Source organism: Campylobacter concisus (genome assembly GCF_003048605.1).
Lineage (GTDB): Bacteria > Campylobacterota > Campylobacteria > Campylobacterales > Campylobacteraceae > Campylobacter_A > Campylobacter_A concisus_BM.
Genome location: NZ_PIRX01000004.1, coordinates 212,633 through 228,019 on the forward strand (window position 1 = coordinate 212,633; position 15,387 = coordinate 228,019).

Sequence of the window (15,387 nt, forward strand, 5' to 3'; positions counted from 1 at the left end):
CTAGTCCGTTTCTTTTTTAAGCTCAAGATAGCTAAATTCATCATCTTTTGCGTAGATCCTAAAGCCGAAATTTTCATAAAGTGCGAGCGCTTTTTCGTTGTTGTTATAAGCTTTTGCCTTTAGCGAGCCAACTTTTAATGTAAAAAAAGCGTAGTCTTTTATGAGATCAAGCAGCTTTTTGCCCACTCCTTTTAGCTCTGGGTTTTTATAAACGCCAAATTCACAACTCTCTTTCGTGATATCAACAAAGCTTATCACTCCTATAAATTCGCTCTCATCTTTTACTAAAAAATAGATCTTATCTTGAATGCTCTTTAATCTCTCTAAAAAAGCAAAATGCTCCTCTTTGCCAACGCTTTTGTTTTTCATAAATTTGGCTATGCGCTCGTCGTTTCGCCACTTTAAGACCATCAGCTTTTGCTCGTCACTAAGCAAGGTAAAATTTATAAGCTCAAGCAAATTTCATCTCCCCAGTAAGCTTCATATCCATTTTCTTTGAGCCAAGCAAAGATCTTTTTTTGATTCTCCGCTACGCAAATGGCTTTAAATTTGGCTCCTAAAACATAAGCCTCGTTTACAAGCGAGCTTGCTGTTATGATGAGCATTTTGGCTTCATTCATCAGCTTTGCTACATTTTTACTATCTACAAAAAGGCTAAAATTTTCATTTTTACTTGATAACTCTTTTAGTGCGCTTAAGTTTTTATTTCCACTAGTTGTTATGACCGCTGTTTTTAGCCCTTTTAAGAGTAGTTTTTCTGAAATTTTAGCGCTAAGACCTGAAATATCAGTGCCTCCAAGAATGATAGCATAGTCGTAAATTTTCTCCCTTTTTACCTGCGCTTCTTCATAAAACTCATCTCTAACTAGCAAAAACTCTCTCCCACAAAATACCTCACAACTTTTTTCTACAAGCCCCTCATATCTTGCCTTTTGCGCATATAAATTTACATTTAAAATATAGTCTGCAAAATGTTTTTCGTAAGTGTCGTCAAATGATAAAATTTGAACGCCAGTTTTTTCTTTTATAGCTCTTTCATCTTCAAAGCTAAAGCCGTAGTGATCGATGATGAGAAGTTCAAATTTATTATCTTTGATAAGCTCGCAAAGCTCATCTATCTCGCCACTACTTAAACTAAATTTAGGGTAGTTTATCTCATCAAAAATGTCACCATCTAGCCTTAAAGATGCAAATGAGATGTTGCTAAATTTTTTAGCAAGCAAAAGGTCTCGCCTGATGTGCCCATGCCCTATCTTGCTGCTACTATCAGCGCGCACGAGCGTTTTTATCAAGGAGAGTCCTTTAAATTCTTTCAATCAGATCTTTCCATTATTTATCAAATAAAGCTTCTTAGCAAACTCAAAATCCTCTAGCGTATCGATATCGCAGACTAAATTTCTTGGCAATAAATATGCCTTTGAGTGTGGCGCAAAGATAGCACTGCACTCCAACCAAGCCTCTTTTTTACCAAAATAAAAGGCCCCAGCGTCATGAAACGCAGGCTCAAGGTCTTGCGAGCGTGTCTTTTCAAACTGCGGGTAAAACATGCTAACTCTAGCATTTTCATCAAGTTTTATCGCCCTTTGTATAGGGAAATCAAACGCAGTCGCTGAAAATAAAAATTTACACTCCTGCTTTTTAAACTCTCCTGCGGCCTCTTTTAAAATTTCAGCCGTTATGAGCGGTGCTGTGGCATAAAGGCAGCAGACGTCAAAGCCAGAATTTACGCGCCTTATCGCGTCTTTTATCACGTCAGTGCTTGTCGCGTAGTCATCGCTTAGGCTCGCATCTCTAAAAAATGGCACGCTAGCTCCAAATTCTCTAGCCACATTTGCGATCGCTTCGTCATCAGTACTTACGATCACTTCGCTAAAAACTTTAGAATTTAACGCAGCCTCGATGCTATAAGCGATCAAAGGCTTGCCTAAAAAGTCTTTTATATTTTTGCCAGGTATTCTCTTACTGCCGCCTCTTGCTGGTATGATACAGATCATTTTTTACTCGCTAAAGCTTTTTAGCACATCAAAAAGCGTGCTTGCGACAAATTTGGCATCATCCACGCTCATGCCATGGTGGCACGGCAAGCTAAGCTCGGCGCTATAAAATTTCTCCGCATTTGGTAGTGAAATTTCGCCAAGTAGCGCTTTGTAAAAGCTAAATTTATATGTTGGCTTATAATGTACCTGCACACCAACGCCCTTTTGCAAAAGCGCTTCAAAAATTTGCTCTTTTTTATCCCAAAATTTCTCATCCAAAAGCACTGGATATAGGTGCCTTGAGCTAGTTGTATTTGCTGGGATTTTTATGGTTTTAAAATATTCACATCCACTAAATTTCTCATCATAAAATTTAGCTATCTCATTTCTTTTAGCGATAAAGTCGTCCAGTCTTTTTAGCTGGCTAAGCCCCAAAGCGCAGGCCACGTCTGTTATCCTGTAGTTGTATCCAAGCAGGCTCATGTCGCTATCCCAAAGCTTTGTTTTAGCGATGCCGTGGCTTCTATATAGCCTTGCTAGCCTTGCTAGTTCATCGTCGTTTGTGGCAAGTGCGCCACCCTCAAGCGTGGTGATAGGCTTAACCGGGTGGAAGCTAAATATGCTAATATCAGCCTTAACGCCCACTTTTACGCCGTTTTGCACGCTACCAAGGGCGTGAGAGGCGTCATCTATCACTTTTATGCCGTGCTTTTTGGCTAAATTTATGATCTTATCTAGCTCCACTGGGTTACCGCCGTAATCAACCGCTGTTATCACATTTGTTTTTGGCGTGATTAGAGCTGGAATTTTCTCTTCATCGATGTTGCCATTTGCTTTTACGTCGCAAAATTTGACCTGTGCTCCTGCCATCAAAGCCGCATTTGCAGTGGCTGCAAAGGTGATGGGTGTCGTGATCACTTCATCGCCAGCCTTTACGCCAAGGCTAAGATAGGCTACGTGAAGGGCCGAAGTGGCTGAGTTCATAGCGATCACGTGCTTTACGCCAACATACTTTGCCAGCTCCTCTTCAAATTTACTGACCTTTTGGCCACCTGTTAAGATGTCATCTTTTAAGGCATCTGTGACTGCCTTTATGTCCTCTTCTGTGATCTGCTGACGGCTGTAAGGGATCATTTAGCATCTCCTATCATCTCAAGAAGGCCTGCTCTATCGAGCCAAATTTTATTTGTATTTGAGCTATATTCAAAGTCCTCACTAACTGGTTTGCCCTTTTGATGAAGAGCATTTGTTGAGAAGTCTTGCGCTGTTAAAAACTGGATAGATGGACTAATAACGTAGTAATCATCAAATTCATATGTAAGATGCGCGTCGTCTCTTGAGATCATCATCTCATGCATCTTTTCTCCTGGGCGAATGCCTATGATCTTGACGCCAAGATCTGGTGCAAGGGCTTTTGCGAGATCGACCATCGTCATTGATGGGATCTTTGGTATGAAAATTTCGCCGCCTTTCATCCTCTCAAAGTTTTTAAGGACGAAATTTACGCCTTGTTCAAGCGTGATCCAAAACCTAGTCATCTTCTCATGCGTGATAGGAAGCTCTTTTTCTCCTTGTGCGATCAGCTTTTTAAAAAGCGGTACGACTGAACCACGAGAGCCAACGACGTTTCCATATCTTACGACACTAAATCTTGTTTTTTTGTCTCCAACAATGTTATTTGCAGCGACAAAGAGCTTATCGCTCGCTAGCTTTGTAGCTCCATATAAATTTACAGGGTTGCATGCTTTATCAGTTGAGAGTGCGATCACTTTGCTAACGCCACACTCCAAAGAGGCGTCGATGACGTTTTGAGCGCCATCTATGTTTGTTTTGATGCACTCCATTGGGTTGTATTCTGCGATTGGTACGTGTTTTATCGCAGCTGCGTGGATGACGTAGTCTATGCCATTCATCGCGGTTCTTAAGCGCTTATAGTCTCTCACGTCGCCAATGAAAAAGCGCATGGCCTTGTCTTTAAACATTTGGGCCATTTCGTATTGCTTTAGCTCGTCGCGCGAGTAGATAACTAGCCTTTTTGGCTTATATTTTTTTAACAAAATTTCGGTGTACTTTTTACCAAAACTTCCTGTTCCGCCGGTGATTAATATCGATTTGTTGTTAAACATTTTGCGCCTTTTTGCTAGTCATTTTTTTGATTTATAAATGGCTAATTTGAATTATTTTTTATAAATTTTTAAGCAAAAGCTGTGCCAAATTTAAAATTTATTTATCAAAGCTTCGCTATTTCTAGCTTCTATTTCGTCAAAATTTCGTTATTGTTTAGGGTTTTTATAAAAAGTGGGCGATAAATTTAGCCTTTGCAAGGTCGCAAAGGCATGAAAATTATTTTAAAATTCTAGGCAGCGTGATGCCTTCTTGAGCTTGGTATTTGCCGTTTTTATCAGCATACGTCACCTTGCAAGGCTCATCACCCTCTATAAATAGCACCTGTGCAATGCCCTCGTTTGCGTAAATTTTAGCAGGAAGTGGCGTCGTATTTGAAATTTCAATCGTGATATGCCCCTTAAATCCCGGCTCAAAAGGTGTCACATTTACGATGATGCCGCACCTTGCGTATGTGCTCTTGCCAAGGCAGATCGCTAGCACGTTATCAGGCATGTTAAAGTACTCGACCGTGCGTGCTAAGGCAAAAGAATTTGGTGGCACTATGCAGACGTCGCCCTTAAAATCAACCACATTTTTCTCATCAAAATTCTTTGGATCAACGACCGTTCCGCCGATGTTTGTGAAAATTTTAAACTCATCACCCACGCGGATATCATAGCCGTAGCTAGAAACGCCGTAACTAACGACGCCACGACCCACTTGCTCCTCGGCAAATGGCACGATCATCTTCTTTTCAACCGACATTTTCCTTATCCAAGAGTCTGATTTTAAACCCATTTTTGCTCCTTTTTTTGGGCGATTATAACGCTTTGCGTCTTTAAAGTAAATTTAATGGCACTTTGCAGTAAAACTAGTATAATTTTGAGAGCGAAATTTCATAAAGGACAAAAATGCAAGAGAGAAATGCAGAAATTTTCACAGGAGAACGCGCGATGTTTGGCGCAAAAGGGGCAAAATTTACAAACTGCATCTTTGAAGACGGCGAGTCACCGCTAAAGCACAGCTCAAATTTAGAGCTAAATGAGTGCGTTTTTGCCTACAAGTATCCGCTCTGGTATGCAAGTGATATCACGCTAAATGGCGGCTACCTCGAGCCTTTAGCAAGGGCTGGCATGTGGTACAGTAAAAATTTAAGCTTCAAAGACGTGCTCATAAATGCGCCAAAAAGCTTTAGAAAAAGCTCGCAAATTTTGCTAGAAAATGTAAATTTCTCAGACGCTGCCGAGACACTTTGGGGTTGTGTGGACGTAAAGCTTAAAAATGTCTTTGCAAAAGGGGATTACTTTGGGGCAAATAGTGAAAATTTAGAGGTTGATGGGCTAAGCTTAGACGGCAACTACTGCTTTGACGGCTGCAAAAATCTTCGCATCACAAACTCAAAACTCATCTCAAAAGACGCCTTTTGGAACTGCGAAAACGTGCTCGCGCAAAACTGCCTCATCTCAGGCGAATACCTAGCCTGGAACGCGAAAAATGTGACGCTCATAAACTGCACAATAAAGAGCTTGCAAGCGCTTTGCTACGTAGAAAATTTGGTTGTAAAAGATTGCATTTTTATGGATACTAGCCTTGCTTTTGAGTATTCAAGCCTCGATGTTAACACAAAAAGCACGATAAAAAGCGTAAAAAACCCAAAAAGTGGCGTCATAAGAGCTGGCAAGATAGAGGAGATCATCATAGATGGCAGCTTAGTCGATGCAAGCAAGATAGAGATCATCACGGATGAAATTTGATTTATTTTTAAAAAACATTTGCTACACAACTTAAATTTCTAAAGCCGAAATACCTCGCTAATAAAAGTTCTTATAAATTTCATAAAATTTAATAACTTTTATCCTAAGAAGTAGTAAAATAGTTACACTTTTTTGATCGGAAATGATATGAAATTTAAAGATTTTAAAGAAAAAAACAGTAGTAACTATGACTTTTTCACAGCTGATGAGATGAGCTATAAAGAATTTGTACAACTAAGCTTTAAAGAGTTTTTAACTAGCGATAGTGGCTCAAAGTGGCAGCTTAGCATAGATGATAAAAGGTTTAACTCATTTCCAAATTTCACCCAGAAACATCAAATTTGCATATCGAATTTAGACTATGAAGATAATATTTTTCAGTTTAGAATTTGCTCTGAAAACAACGTATCAAGCCTTGGCTACCGCATGTTTACGAGCTTTGATAGCGCTCATAAAGACTTTGTCACAGACGATATCAAATGCTCTGATGAGGTTATGATGAGCCTAAAGCTTGGCGAGCTTAAAGAGTTTCCTTGCATATCAAAATGCGGCTGGTGGATCAAAGATATCTGGCGAGACATGTATCCTATCTTGGACGAGACTAGCAGCGAGGACTTTGTGGCTGACATTATAAAAAACGAATTTACAAAAAAGATGACCGAGATAAACGAATGCCTAAAAAACGCTCAAGATAGCGGCAAGCTTGACGAAGTGATCACCAAACTAAAAGCTAAAATCAACTAAATTTAGAAATTTCCACCCACCGCACACGAGCTAGCTGGATATGAAGTAAGTCCGTAGTCAGCTGACTCAACGTTATAAAAGTCTAAATTCGCACTTCGCGAGATGATATACTCAAAGCCTTTTTGATTTAGCTCGATCAAAATTTCAAGCTCCGTATCTCTTTTGCAGACTATGCTTTCAAAAAAGTGAGAGAAGAAAGAAATTTTGGCATTTTCTTTTTGCATTGAGTGATTTAGCATGAGCTCCATGTTACTAAAAATTTTAAATATAGTTTGATTTGTCTCAAATTTACCAAACCTTGCGTAATAATTTTGCAAATTTGCATCATTTAGCACGATGTTTTTGGTGCAGTTTTTGGTGATCTGCTCGTAGATAAGACCAAAAAGCTCAATAGAGGCATTTTGATTATCCATCACTCTATTTTCGTGATTTGTGACGACTACAAAGCCATCTTTTATCTCGTATTTTTCATTTTTATAATAAAAGCTAACATTTGCCACCTCTTGCTCGAAACGCTTTTTATAAGCAAAAGGCAAATAGTTTAAAACGCCCATTTTATCGATAATAGCTGAGCTTCTTACGCCACCATCTAGCTCGTGCTGCATGAAGTATCTTATGAAGCTGCCTTGCTCTATGTCAAAGCTGTTTAAATACTCGATCTTATCAAGGTATATACATCGGTAAAGCTTTACAAATTCTGGGTTTAGCCTAACATTTATCTCATCTTGTAGATCGCCATATTTTTCAGTTTGATCTGCATCTATAAATTCGATGATATTCATCTGCTTTTCGATCTTGTCTTTAACAAAGATTGAAATTTTCACATCCTGCATCTCGTAAAAGCACTTTATCGTATCTGTGGCACTTTTGGTGATATCTGTTTTAAATTTCTTAGCAAGCTCTGCTTTTTTAAGGGTGAGCGAAAAGTCGCCATTTTTTAGCTTGTTTTGTGAGTATAAAAGATAGAGCAGCTGCTCATAGACCATTAGATGTGAGTAGGTTAAAAAGGTATTATCCACTACAATTACGTAGTAGCAACGCGTTATAGAGTACCTTTTGTTATTTTGCAAAAATTCATCATAAATTTTTAATTTGCTTGGGGATTTACATACCTTAAAAACATCGTATGATTCTAAAAATATATTTTCCATTACTACCCCTTTTTACCTTTGCAAAAATATTACATAACTATTCTTTAAGCTAATTTGAATTTATAAGCTAGCTAATAAAAATAATTTTATAAAAACTAATATTAATTTAATTAAATATAGCTTAATTATATAAAATATTTTTGTATAAATCTATTTTTATTTACGAATTTTTATTATATAAAGTAAAAATTAGCTATAAAAATATATATTTTAAACTAAATTTAATAATTATAGTTATATTATTTTTCTCAGATAATCATGCTTAGATTTTAAAATTTACAAATTGGGAGCTCAAAATGGAATTTCTAATTTTGACGCTATTTCTGATCAGTGGTCTTATCCTATACATAAAGCCACAAATGAAGAAAATAGCAACGTCCTGTATGGCTTTGGGGTGCGTAATACTAGTTGCACTAGAGTTTTACGTAAATTTATGGGTAGTCTTGCCAATAGGCAACTTTTAGGGGGGCAAGATGCAAACAAAACAAAATGAAATCCCAGCAAACGAACAAGGCTTTTTCAACCTTATGTCGTTAGCCATCACCGCTCTTGTGGCACTTCCAGTCGGTATCGCCTGCTTGGTGCTTGGCTTTGGACTAGGCGATAACCCTTGCATAATGTGCTGGGCCGAGAGGATCACGATGATAGCTATCAGCCTAATAGCGCTTTTCATCATCAGGTACGGACTAAAGCCTGGCTATCTAGCAGCACTTTTACTAATGGCTTGCTGGGGCATATTCAATGGCTTTATCCACTACAGCCTAGATGGAACATTTGGCGGCTATCTTGACATCAAACAAGGTTTTGGCCTTGAAATTTTAGGTGCTCACACCCAGTTTTGGGTTATGGTTGTTGATTTTTGTGTGATCATATTTTTGGCTCTTATATTTTTGTTTAGCAAAAATTTGGGCCTTATAATGCAAAAAAGCTCAAATGGCGAATATGGCAACTTTCTAAGCTACTTGCCACTTGGCAAATTTGCAAATTTAGTCTTTATCGTGATCATACTTGCAAACTGCGTTCAAGCCTTTATAGCTTCTGGTCCACCGCCATATCTAGGATCTAGCACACCACCAAGAATGAGCATCGATCCTTCAAAATGGTTCTGGGAAAAAGACCACTGGGATAGCTCACTTGACTTTAGATTTGACTGGAACCCTGAGCTTCCAGACCTAGCAAAGTAAGGAGTAAAAGATGAAAAAGCTAATATTTTTTATCGCATTGGCAAGCCTTGCTTTTGGTTTTAGCTTTGACATGGATAGCAAAAATGGAGCTATCCAAAACACAAAAGAGCTAGGCCTTAAAGAGACGATCACTCTAAATTTGCAAAATGATAATGCAATAACTGGAGCTGACTACGATGAGGGCAAAAAGCAGTTCGCTCTTGTCTCAAACGACAACGAATTTTACATCGCAGATGAAAATTTAAAGCCAGTTAGCTACGCCAAACACGACCGTCATTTTATAATGGAAATGGAAGCAACAGTTGGAGCTAGCTGGTATAAAAATGAGCTTGGCATGATAAGTTACAACAAAACTTTTGTCTTTTATGAGCCAGCTAGCAACCTTGGTAAAGATGAGCAAAATAGCCAGTGGAGGCACCTATTGGCTGGATATGACGCGTGGAAGCTAAATGACCTTGGCAACAAGGGTAGATTTTCTACCATTAGATCAAAACAGCAGTACATCTTAGGCTGGGACTACTTAGAAAGTGAGAATAAATTTTTCACAGCTAGCGTGCCAAATGACGTTAGAGACTACTGGAGTGTGACTATATTTGATGGTGACGACAAGATGATCTTAGAAGAATTTGTGCCAAAAGCTGGAGCAAATTTGCAGCTAAAAGAGGGTAGAAATTTAAACAACTACTATATTACTGGCATCGACGCAGAGCCTGATGCGCTCTATCTTTTAAGCAAAAATTTCTCAACTATTTTAAAGTTAAATTTAACCACCAAAGAGATAGACGAGGCATTTAGTTTTAGTGGGGTAAATAACCCAAGAGCATTAGCAATCAAAGATAATAAATTTTACATATTCTCACGAGAAGGCAAAGAGAATAAAGTTTTTATCTTTGAGATGAAATAGCTATCAAATTTAAGGAGAAAACATGCAAAGACGTTCTTTCCTAAAAGGCACCGGAGCAGCTCTAGCAGCAGTTGGAACAGCTCCTAGCCTATTTGGTATGGAGCAATTTGAGGTGGATTTTAACCCAAAATCCTATAAGAACGAGGAAAATGTAGAGTACCACTACCTAACCTGTCCTAGAAACTGCCGCGATGCCTGTTCGATGATCGCTGAGATAAAAGACGGCAAAATGGTAAGCATAAAAGGAGATCCGAAGCACCCGCTAACGCAAGGCACAGTCTGCGTCAAGGGTCACACCTATGCCATGCACCTATATAACGCTGATCGCATCATGCACCCTATGAAAAGAGTCGGTAAAAAAGGTGAAGGAAAATGGGAGAAGATAAGCTGGGATCAAGCCTTAAAAGAGATAGCTGCAAAGCTAACTGAGATAAAAGAGAAATTTGGCGGCGAAGCCTTGACCGAGTTTGTCTACTCTGGCAACGAGGGACATATCTCAAAAACTATCGCACCAGGAAATTTCTTTGAAAAATATGGAGCCACAAGACTTGTTAGAAACCCTTGTGACTGGCCAAGATACGCTGGTACTCCTAGCGTTATAGGTACCGACTTCTCAAAAGATGCACTTGAGATCGATGAGAGCGATATGTACATTAGCTGGGGATCAAACGAAGCTTATACGGCCGTACACTGGATAAGATTTGCTCACCGTGTTAAAAAAAGAGGCGGAAAGATCATCGTCATAAATACAATAAGAATTCCTCTAGCAAACCAAGCAGATATGTTTATCCAGCTAAAACCATCTAGTGACCCTGCATTTTGTCTAGCGGTCTGTAAATTTTTAATAGAAGAAGATCTATATGATCATGAATTTGTAAAAAAATATACAACAGGCTTTGAAGATCTAGTGCACGAGTGCTCACTCTACACCTATGGCGAGCTATCTGAGATGTGCGGAGCAAGTGTGGATCAGATCAAAGTTTTTGCTAGAGAGTACGCTCACGCAAAAGCACCAGCTATCATGCACGGCGACGGCGGACAAAGACACTTTAACGGAGCAAGACTTGTTCGTGCGGTTACATTTTTACCAGTTTTAACTGGCGCCTTGACAAAGCTTGGTGGCGGACTATTTTGGGCGTATGTGCATGTAAAAGGCTGCTTTAATTTCGACAACTGCATGCCAGATCTCTCTCCAAAAGATAAAGATGGCAAAAAGATAGAAAGACAGCAAGTAAGCTATATAGAATTTGGTAAAGGCATACAAAAAGAAAATCCAACATATCTTGATAAGCCTATAAACACGGTCATTAGAGCATGCATCAACTACAACTCAAATTTAATGGTAACAGCTCCAAATACAAATTTGATCAAAAAGCGTGTAATGGACGATGACTTCTTTTTGGTTGTAATTGATCCTTACGAAACAGATACCTGTGACTATGCCGACTATGTTCTACCTGGTGTTACATTTATGGAGAGTGAGGATATCCAAAACGACCAAATTTCTGGATATGTCTGCTACAACGCTCAAAGTGTAAAACCTCTTGGTGAAGCTAAGACAAATTTAGAGTTCTTTAACGCTCTTGCAAAAGCTATGGGCTATACAGAAGAGTGCTTTAACTGGGATAGTGAAACGGTTTGCAGACGCTTTTTGGATACAGAATTTGCCAAAAAACAAAATATCACCTATGAAAAACTAAAGTCAGTCGGCTGGATCAAACCATTTAGAACGCCTGAAACGATGAAAGATCAGTTCCCATACTACCCTTATGCGCCAAAAGACAAACTAGTCTTTGGTACAAAGAGTGGAAAATGCGAGCTTTATTCGCAAACCTTTAAAGACGCAGGATATCATCCAGTAATAGACCTTGAAACTGACTGGGACTACTATGAAAAGAGCAATAAATTTGGAAAAGACTATCTTAAAAAATATCCGCTTTACTTCATGACGCCAGGTACTCAGCTCCAAGACAACTCAAACTGGGGCAATATGCCTTATATCTTAAAAAGAGTTATCGTTAAGGGCAATGCTGAGCTATTTATGACACGTGAAGATATGGAAGCACGCGGTATAAAAAATGGAGATACAGTTGAGGCAACAAACGAAAAAGGAACAGCCGTCTTTACAGCAGTCGAGACAAATCAAATGAACCCAGGCATAGTCTATGCGTGGAACAACATCTGGGTAAAAGTGACAAAATCAAGAACTGGAGCAAACATACTTTGCTCTGATGGCGTTAGCGATCTAGGAAATGGCTCAACTTATACAGCTAGCTTTTGTGAAGTAAAAAAAGCAGCTAAACAAGAGATGTAAAGGGGTCTAAGATGAAAAGAAAACAAGGTTTTTTATTTGATTATAACTTTTGCATAGGCTGCAAGGCTTGTGAAATTTCATGTCAAGTCTATCATAACCAAGATCCAGATATAAACTGGAGACATGTTGATGGCCTTATGATACATGAAGATGGCATAGAAAAAGAGATCTTTATAACTCACTCTTGCCATCACTGCGACGAGCCAGCCTGTATGGATGTCTGCCCAGTTGGGGCTTATATCAAGCTAGAAAATGGTGTCGTACAGCCACTCCATGATAAGTGCATAGGCTGCGGATACTGCTTGATGGCTTGCCCTTATGGCTCTATCACAAAAGGTAAAGACGGTAAAGCTCAAAAGTGTAATCTCTGCGCCGAAAAACTTGAGCGTGGCGAAGAGCCAGCTTGTGTAGCAGGCTGTCCATGTGGAGTACTAAAACTAGTTGATAGCAACGTTAGCGACAGCGCTGGTATGCAAAAAGAGATGCCAGGCTTTAAACACTTCTTTACCAAGCCAAACATCCGCTTTTATCCAAGAATGAAGCGAAACGAATTCATACACTAAAGAGTAAAAGATGGATAAGGTCAAAGAAAAGCTTAGCGTTAGCCTTAGTGTTGAAGACTTTTTAAGGCGATTTTTCTTAGTAGAGCTTAGAGAGCAAAATTTAGATGAGCTCATAAGCATAAGCCTTAATTTTAGTGATAAATTTAAAAATCATGACTTCATACTTTGGATAAATAAGTGCAAAGATGATCTAAATTTGCTAGACGAGCTAAGATATGAATTTAATAGGCTATTTGTAGGGCCAAGACACCCAAAAGCTGAGCCATACGAGTCGGTTTATTTTGATTATAAAACGATGTTTGGTGAGAAGACTATGCAGGTGCGTGGCTTTTATGAGAGCTCTGGACTAAAGCTTAGTAAAGAGCAGTTTGATAAATTTCCAGATGATTTCATCGGATACGAGCTGCAATACCTTTACTTTCTAAGTTTCAATGCCTTACAAGCAGACGAAAAAGAGAAAATGGATGAAATTTTACATAAAAAATATGACTTCATCCGCACTCATCCGTTTGAGTGGTTTTATAAATTTAGCTCTCGTTGTAAGGAGTCTACAAATTTAGAAGCCTATGTGAGCTTTGCTGATTTTTTAAATTTATATCTTGAAAACGAGATAGAGCAGTCAAGAGCTCTTCTAACTTTTAAGAGTTAAAGGATAGACAATGGAACAAACAACTTGGGGATGGCTCATAGTCATATATCTGTTTTTGGGCGGTTTAGGTGCTGGGGCATTTTTGTGCTCGGCTTTAGCCTATAAAGGCTTTTTGGGCAAACTAGATGAGAAATTTTACAAATTTGGATTTTTGCTAGCGCCAATAGCGGTCATAGTTGGAACTTTACTTTTGCTATTTGACCTAGCACCAAGTGCGGCGATCAATCCAGCTAAGATCATAGGCCTTTACACAAGACCAGTTTCTATAATGAGTATCGGCACATATCTTCTAACATTTTTCATAATAGTTAGCGTACTCGTGCTTTTACAAGTTAAAAAAGGTGGCAAAATTTGCGATATGATGCTTAGCCTTGGCTCGCTACTAGCTATTGGAGTGATGGGTTATACTGGACTACTTTTATATGTTGTTAAAGCGATCCCACTATGGGCAAGTATATGGCTACCGATACTATTTACTATCTCAGCCATATCAACAGGTCTTAGCGCAAACGCTATATCTGTGCTAAGTGGTGGTGGCGTTTTAAGCCATGAGTCGCATAAATTTCACACTATCTTAGTAGCGCTTGAAATTTTTGCCCTCTTGATGCTATTTGCAAGCGTTAGAAACGAAGCTGCTGGCATGGCTAGCATAACCAAAATAGTATCAGGCTCTCTAGCACCGATGTTTTGGATAGGTTTTATAGTGCTTGGTCTTGCACTGCCATTAATTGGCGGCAGTAAATTTATGCTACAAAGATGTAGCGTAACAAAAGACGGAGCAGTATGCGGATGTAGCGAAGGCATCAAAAGCTGCGTATATAATGAATATGGTGTTTTAGTCGGCGGTTTTTGCCTAAGAGCATTTATCGTTCTTGGAGCAATTTATATATTTTAATAAACTTTCTCCCTTTAAAAACTAGGCCGGATAGGATCTGGCCTAGCTATCTAATCATTTCTCGCCAAGTGGCCAGTAAACAACTGGTTTAACTCCTAGTCTTGCCTCACCATGATACATACCAAACTTATCTTTAGTCCAAGCAAAGCCAGTCTTGCCAAACTTATCAATAGAGATGATACCACCACTGCCACCTAGTGCTGCTACCTCTTTTACAGCCTCTCCGGCTGCTTTTTGCACATCTGAAGTTTTGTATTTATAAAGAGCTGAGACCTCATGAGCAGCATTTACACGCATGTAAATATCACCTGTGCCCGTACAAGAGACTGCCACTGAATCATTATCTGCATAGGTTCCAGAGCCGATTATCGGACTATCACCTATTCGGCCAGTCATTTTATTTGTCATGCCACCAGTACTTGTTGCTGCAGCTAGGTTGCCATTTTTATCAAGTGCTATCGCTCCAACAGTGCCAAGATATGGACGCTCATATAAATTTAGTGAAGTTTTCTTTGTCTTTTCACTATCAAGCATGAGCTTTTGTTTCTCTTTTGCCCTTTGGAGTGCGTCATATCTAAACTGTGTGAAAAAGTACTTTTAATCAACCATCTCTAGGCCGTTTTCTTTGGCCAATTAGCAGTCTATACATTTTTTATACTTAAAAATTTAACATCATCATATAAGTATTTTTTTGAAAAGACCTATTTCATACTATTAATATTTTCATAGACCGAGAGTATCATAATCATACCTTAACACTATCTCGTCATGATTTGCAATTTTCCATTAAAAAGACTACTTCATAAAAATAAACAGATTAAACCAAACAAAAAAATCCATAAAGAATAATAAATAAAAAACTTTTAGAAATAACAAGAAACTAAATTAAAAAATGAATAAACCCAATAACATAAAAACAAATATAAAAAATTTACTACATTTAATCAATAAAAACTAATTAAAAAAAGTAAAAACTAATATCATATACTTAAACAGAAATAAATACTAATAAAAAACCAAGATTAATAATATAAGAATTAAAAGCAGATTAACAACAAAGCCCGCAACGACCTACTTTTCCAACATCCCAGTAAGGGAGAGTATCATCAGCCAGGACGAGCTTAGCTTCTTGGTTCGAGATGGAGCA

Annotated in this window: 15 protein-coding genes and 1 pseudogene; 8 read left to right on the forward strand and 8 right to left on the reverse strand. The window is 38.6% G+C overall.

Translation table 11 applies throughout. From position 1 onward, the window contains the following. The 6 genes from pseH to dcd all read right to left on the reverse strand — a co-directional run bounded on the left by pseH (position 1) and on the right by dcd (position 4,880). The gene (gene pseH, locus CVS86_RS04655; protein ID WP_107791125.1) at positions 1–459 is read right to left on the reverse strand and encodes a UDP-4-amino-4,6-dideoxy-N-acetyl-beta-L-altrosamine N-acetyltransferase; all 459 of its coding nucleotides are present in this window, start codon (positions 457–459) and stop codon (positions 1–3) included. Continuing rightward, positions 444–1,289 (reverse strand): UDP-2,4-diacetamido-2,4,6-trideoxy-beta-L-altropyranose hydrolase, encoded by an 846-nt coding sequence (pseG, locus tag CVS86_RS04660; RefSeq protein WP_234399231.1) that lies wholly within the window; start codon positions 1,287–1,289, stop codon positions 444–446. The genes pseH and pseG overlap by 16 nt, the downstream gene beginning before the upstream one ends. A 27-nt stretch (positions 1,290–1,316) precedes the next feature. Beyond that, complete coding sequence (gene pseF / locus CVS86_RS09885; RefSeq protein WP_199906518.1) at positions 1,317–1,994, reverse strand: pseudaminic acid cytidylyltransferase; 678 nt, start codon at positions 1,992–1,994, stop codon at positions 1,317–1,319. Positions 1,995–1,997: 3 nt separating this feature from the next. Further along, positions 1,998–3,110 (reverse strand): UDP-4-amino-4,6-dideoxy-N-acetyl-beta-L-altrosamine transaminase, encoded by a 1,113-nt coding sequence (pseC, locus tag CVS86_RS09890; RefSeq protein ID WP_199906519.1) that lies wholly within the window; start codon positions 3,108–3,110, stop codon positions 1,998–2,000. Next, on the reverse strand, positions 3,107–4,102 hold the full coding sequence (gene pseB, locus CVS86_RS04670) for a UDP-N-acetylglucosamine 4,6-dehydratase (inverting) (protein ID WP_107791127.1): 996 nt from the start codon (positions 4,100–4,102) through the stop codon (positions 3,107–3,109). Before pseB ends, pseC begins: the two co-directional genes overlap by 4 nt. Before the next feature lie 217 nt (positions 4,103–4,319). Continuing rightward, a complete protein-coding gene (gene dcd, locus CVS86_RS04675; protein ID WP_107791128.1) occupies positions 4,320–4,880 on the reverse strand; it encodes a dCTP deaminase in 561 nt (186 codons plus the stop codon). A gap of 113 nt (positions 4,881–4,993) precedes the next feature. Here dcd and CVS86_RS04680 point away from each other — a divergent pair, with 113 nt between their 5' ends. Both CVS86_RS04680 and CVS86_RS04685 read left to right on the forward strand, forming a co-directional pair. After that, the gene (locus tag CVS86_RS04680) at positions 4,994–5,836 is read left to right on the forward strand and encodes a DUF3737 family protein (RefSeq protein ID WP_107791129.1); all 843 of its coding nucleotides are present in this window, start codon (positions 4,994–4,996) and stop codon (positions 5,834–5,836) included. 147 nt (positions 5,837–5,983) lie between these two features. Beyond that, on the forward strand, positions 5,984–6,580 hold the full coding sequence (locus CVS86_RS04685) for an effector protein (RefSeq protein WP_107791130.1): 597 nt from the start codon (positions 5,984–5,986) through the stop codon (positions 6,578–6,580). 2 nt (positions 6,581–6,582) lie between these two features. On the opposite strand, the gene CVS86_RS04690 is transcribed toward CVS86_RS04685, so the two are convergent. Beyond that, positions 6,583–7,731: a hypothetical protein gene (locus CVS86_RS04690; protein ID WP_107791131.1), complete on the reverse strand. Its 1,149-nt coding sequence runs from the start codon at positions 7,729–7,731 to the stop codon at positions 6,583–6,585. Positions 7,732–8,204: 473 nt separating this feature from the next. Here CVS86_RS04690 and CVS86_RS04695 point away from each other — a divergent pair, with 473 nt between their 5' ends. Genes CVS86_RS04695 through nrfD form a run of 6 tightly spaced genes read left to right on the forward strand, consistent with a single transcriptional unit; the run spans position 8,205 to position 14,240 of the window. Beyond that, complete coding sequence (locus CVS86_RS04695) at positions 8,205–8,915, forward strand: disulfide bond formation protein B (protein ID WP_103559024.1); 711 nt, start codon at positions 8,205–8,207, stop codon at positions 8,913–8,915. Positions 8,916–8,925: 10 nt separating this feature from the next. Continuing rightward, positions 8,926–9,819: a hypothetical protein gene (locus CVS86_RS04700; RefSeq protein ID WP_107791132.1), complete on the forward strand. Its 894-nt coding sequence runs from the start codon at positions 8,926–8,928 to the stop codon at positions 9,817–9,819. 22 nt (positions 9,820–9,841) lie between these two features. Next, positions 9,842–12,133 carry a molybdopterin-dependent oxidoreductase gene (locus tag CVS86_RS04705; protein WP_107791133.1) on the forward strand — a complete coding sequence of 764 codons (2,292 nt, stop codon included), beginning with the start codon at positions 9,842–9,844 and terminating at the stop codon, positions 12,131–12,133. A gap of 11 nt (positions 12,134–12,144) precedes the next feature. Next, the gene (locus CVS86_RS04710) at positions 12,145–12,696 is read left to right on the forward strand and encodes a 4Fe-4S dicluster domain-containing protein (RefSeq protein ID WP_012140509.1); all 552 of its coding nucleotides are present in this window, start codon (positions 12,145–12,147) and stop codon (positions 12,694–12,696) included. A 10-nt stretch (positions 12,697–12,706) separates the two neighbouring features. Further along, complete coding sequence (locus CVS86_RS04715; protein WP_107791134.1) at positions 12,707–13,345, forward strand: molecular chaperone; 639 nt, start codon at positions 12,707–12,709, stop codon at positions 13,343–13,345. Between the two features lie 10 nt (positions 13,346–13,355). Further along, positions 13,356–14,240 carry an NrfD/PsrC family molybdoenzyme membrane anchor subunit gene (gene nrfD / locus CVS86_RS04720; protein ID WP_103649806.1) on the forward strand — a complete coding sequence of 295 codons (885 nt, stop codon included), beginning with the start codon at positions 13,356–13,358 and terminating at the stop codon, positions 14,238–14,240. A 54-nt stretch (positions 14,241–14,294) separates the two neighbouring features. Here nrfD and CVS86_RS04725 read toward each other — a convergent pair. Further along, positions 14,295–14,822 (reverse strand): annotated as a pseudogene (locus tag CVS86_RS04725) (isoaspartyl peptidase/L-asparaginase); the annotation flags it as partial. Between the last annotated feature and the right edge of the window lie 565 nt (positions 14,823–15,387).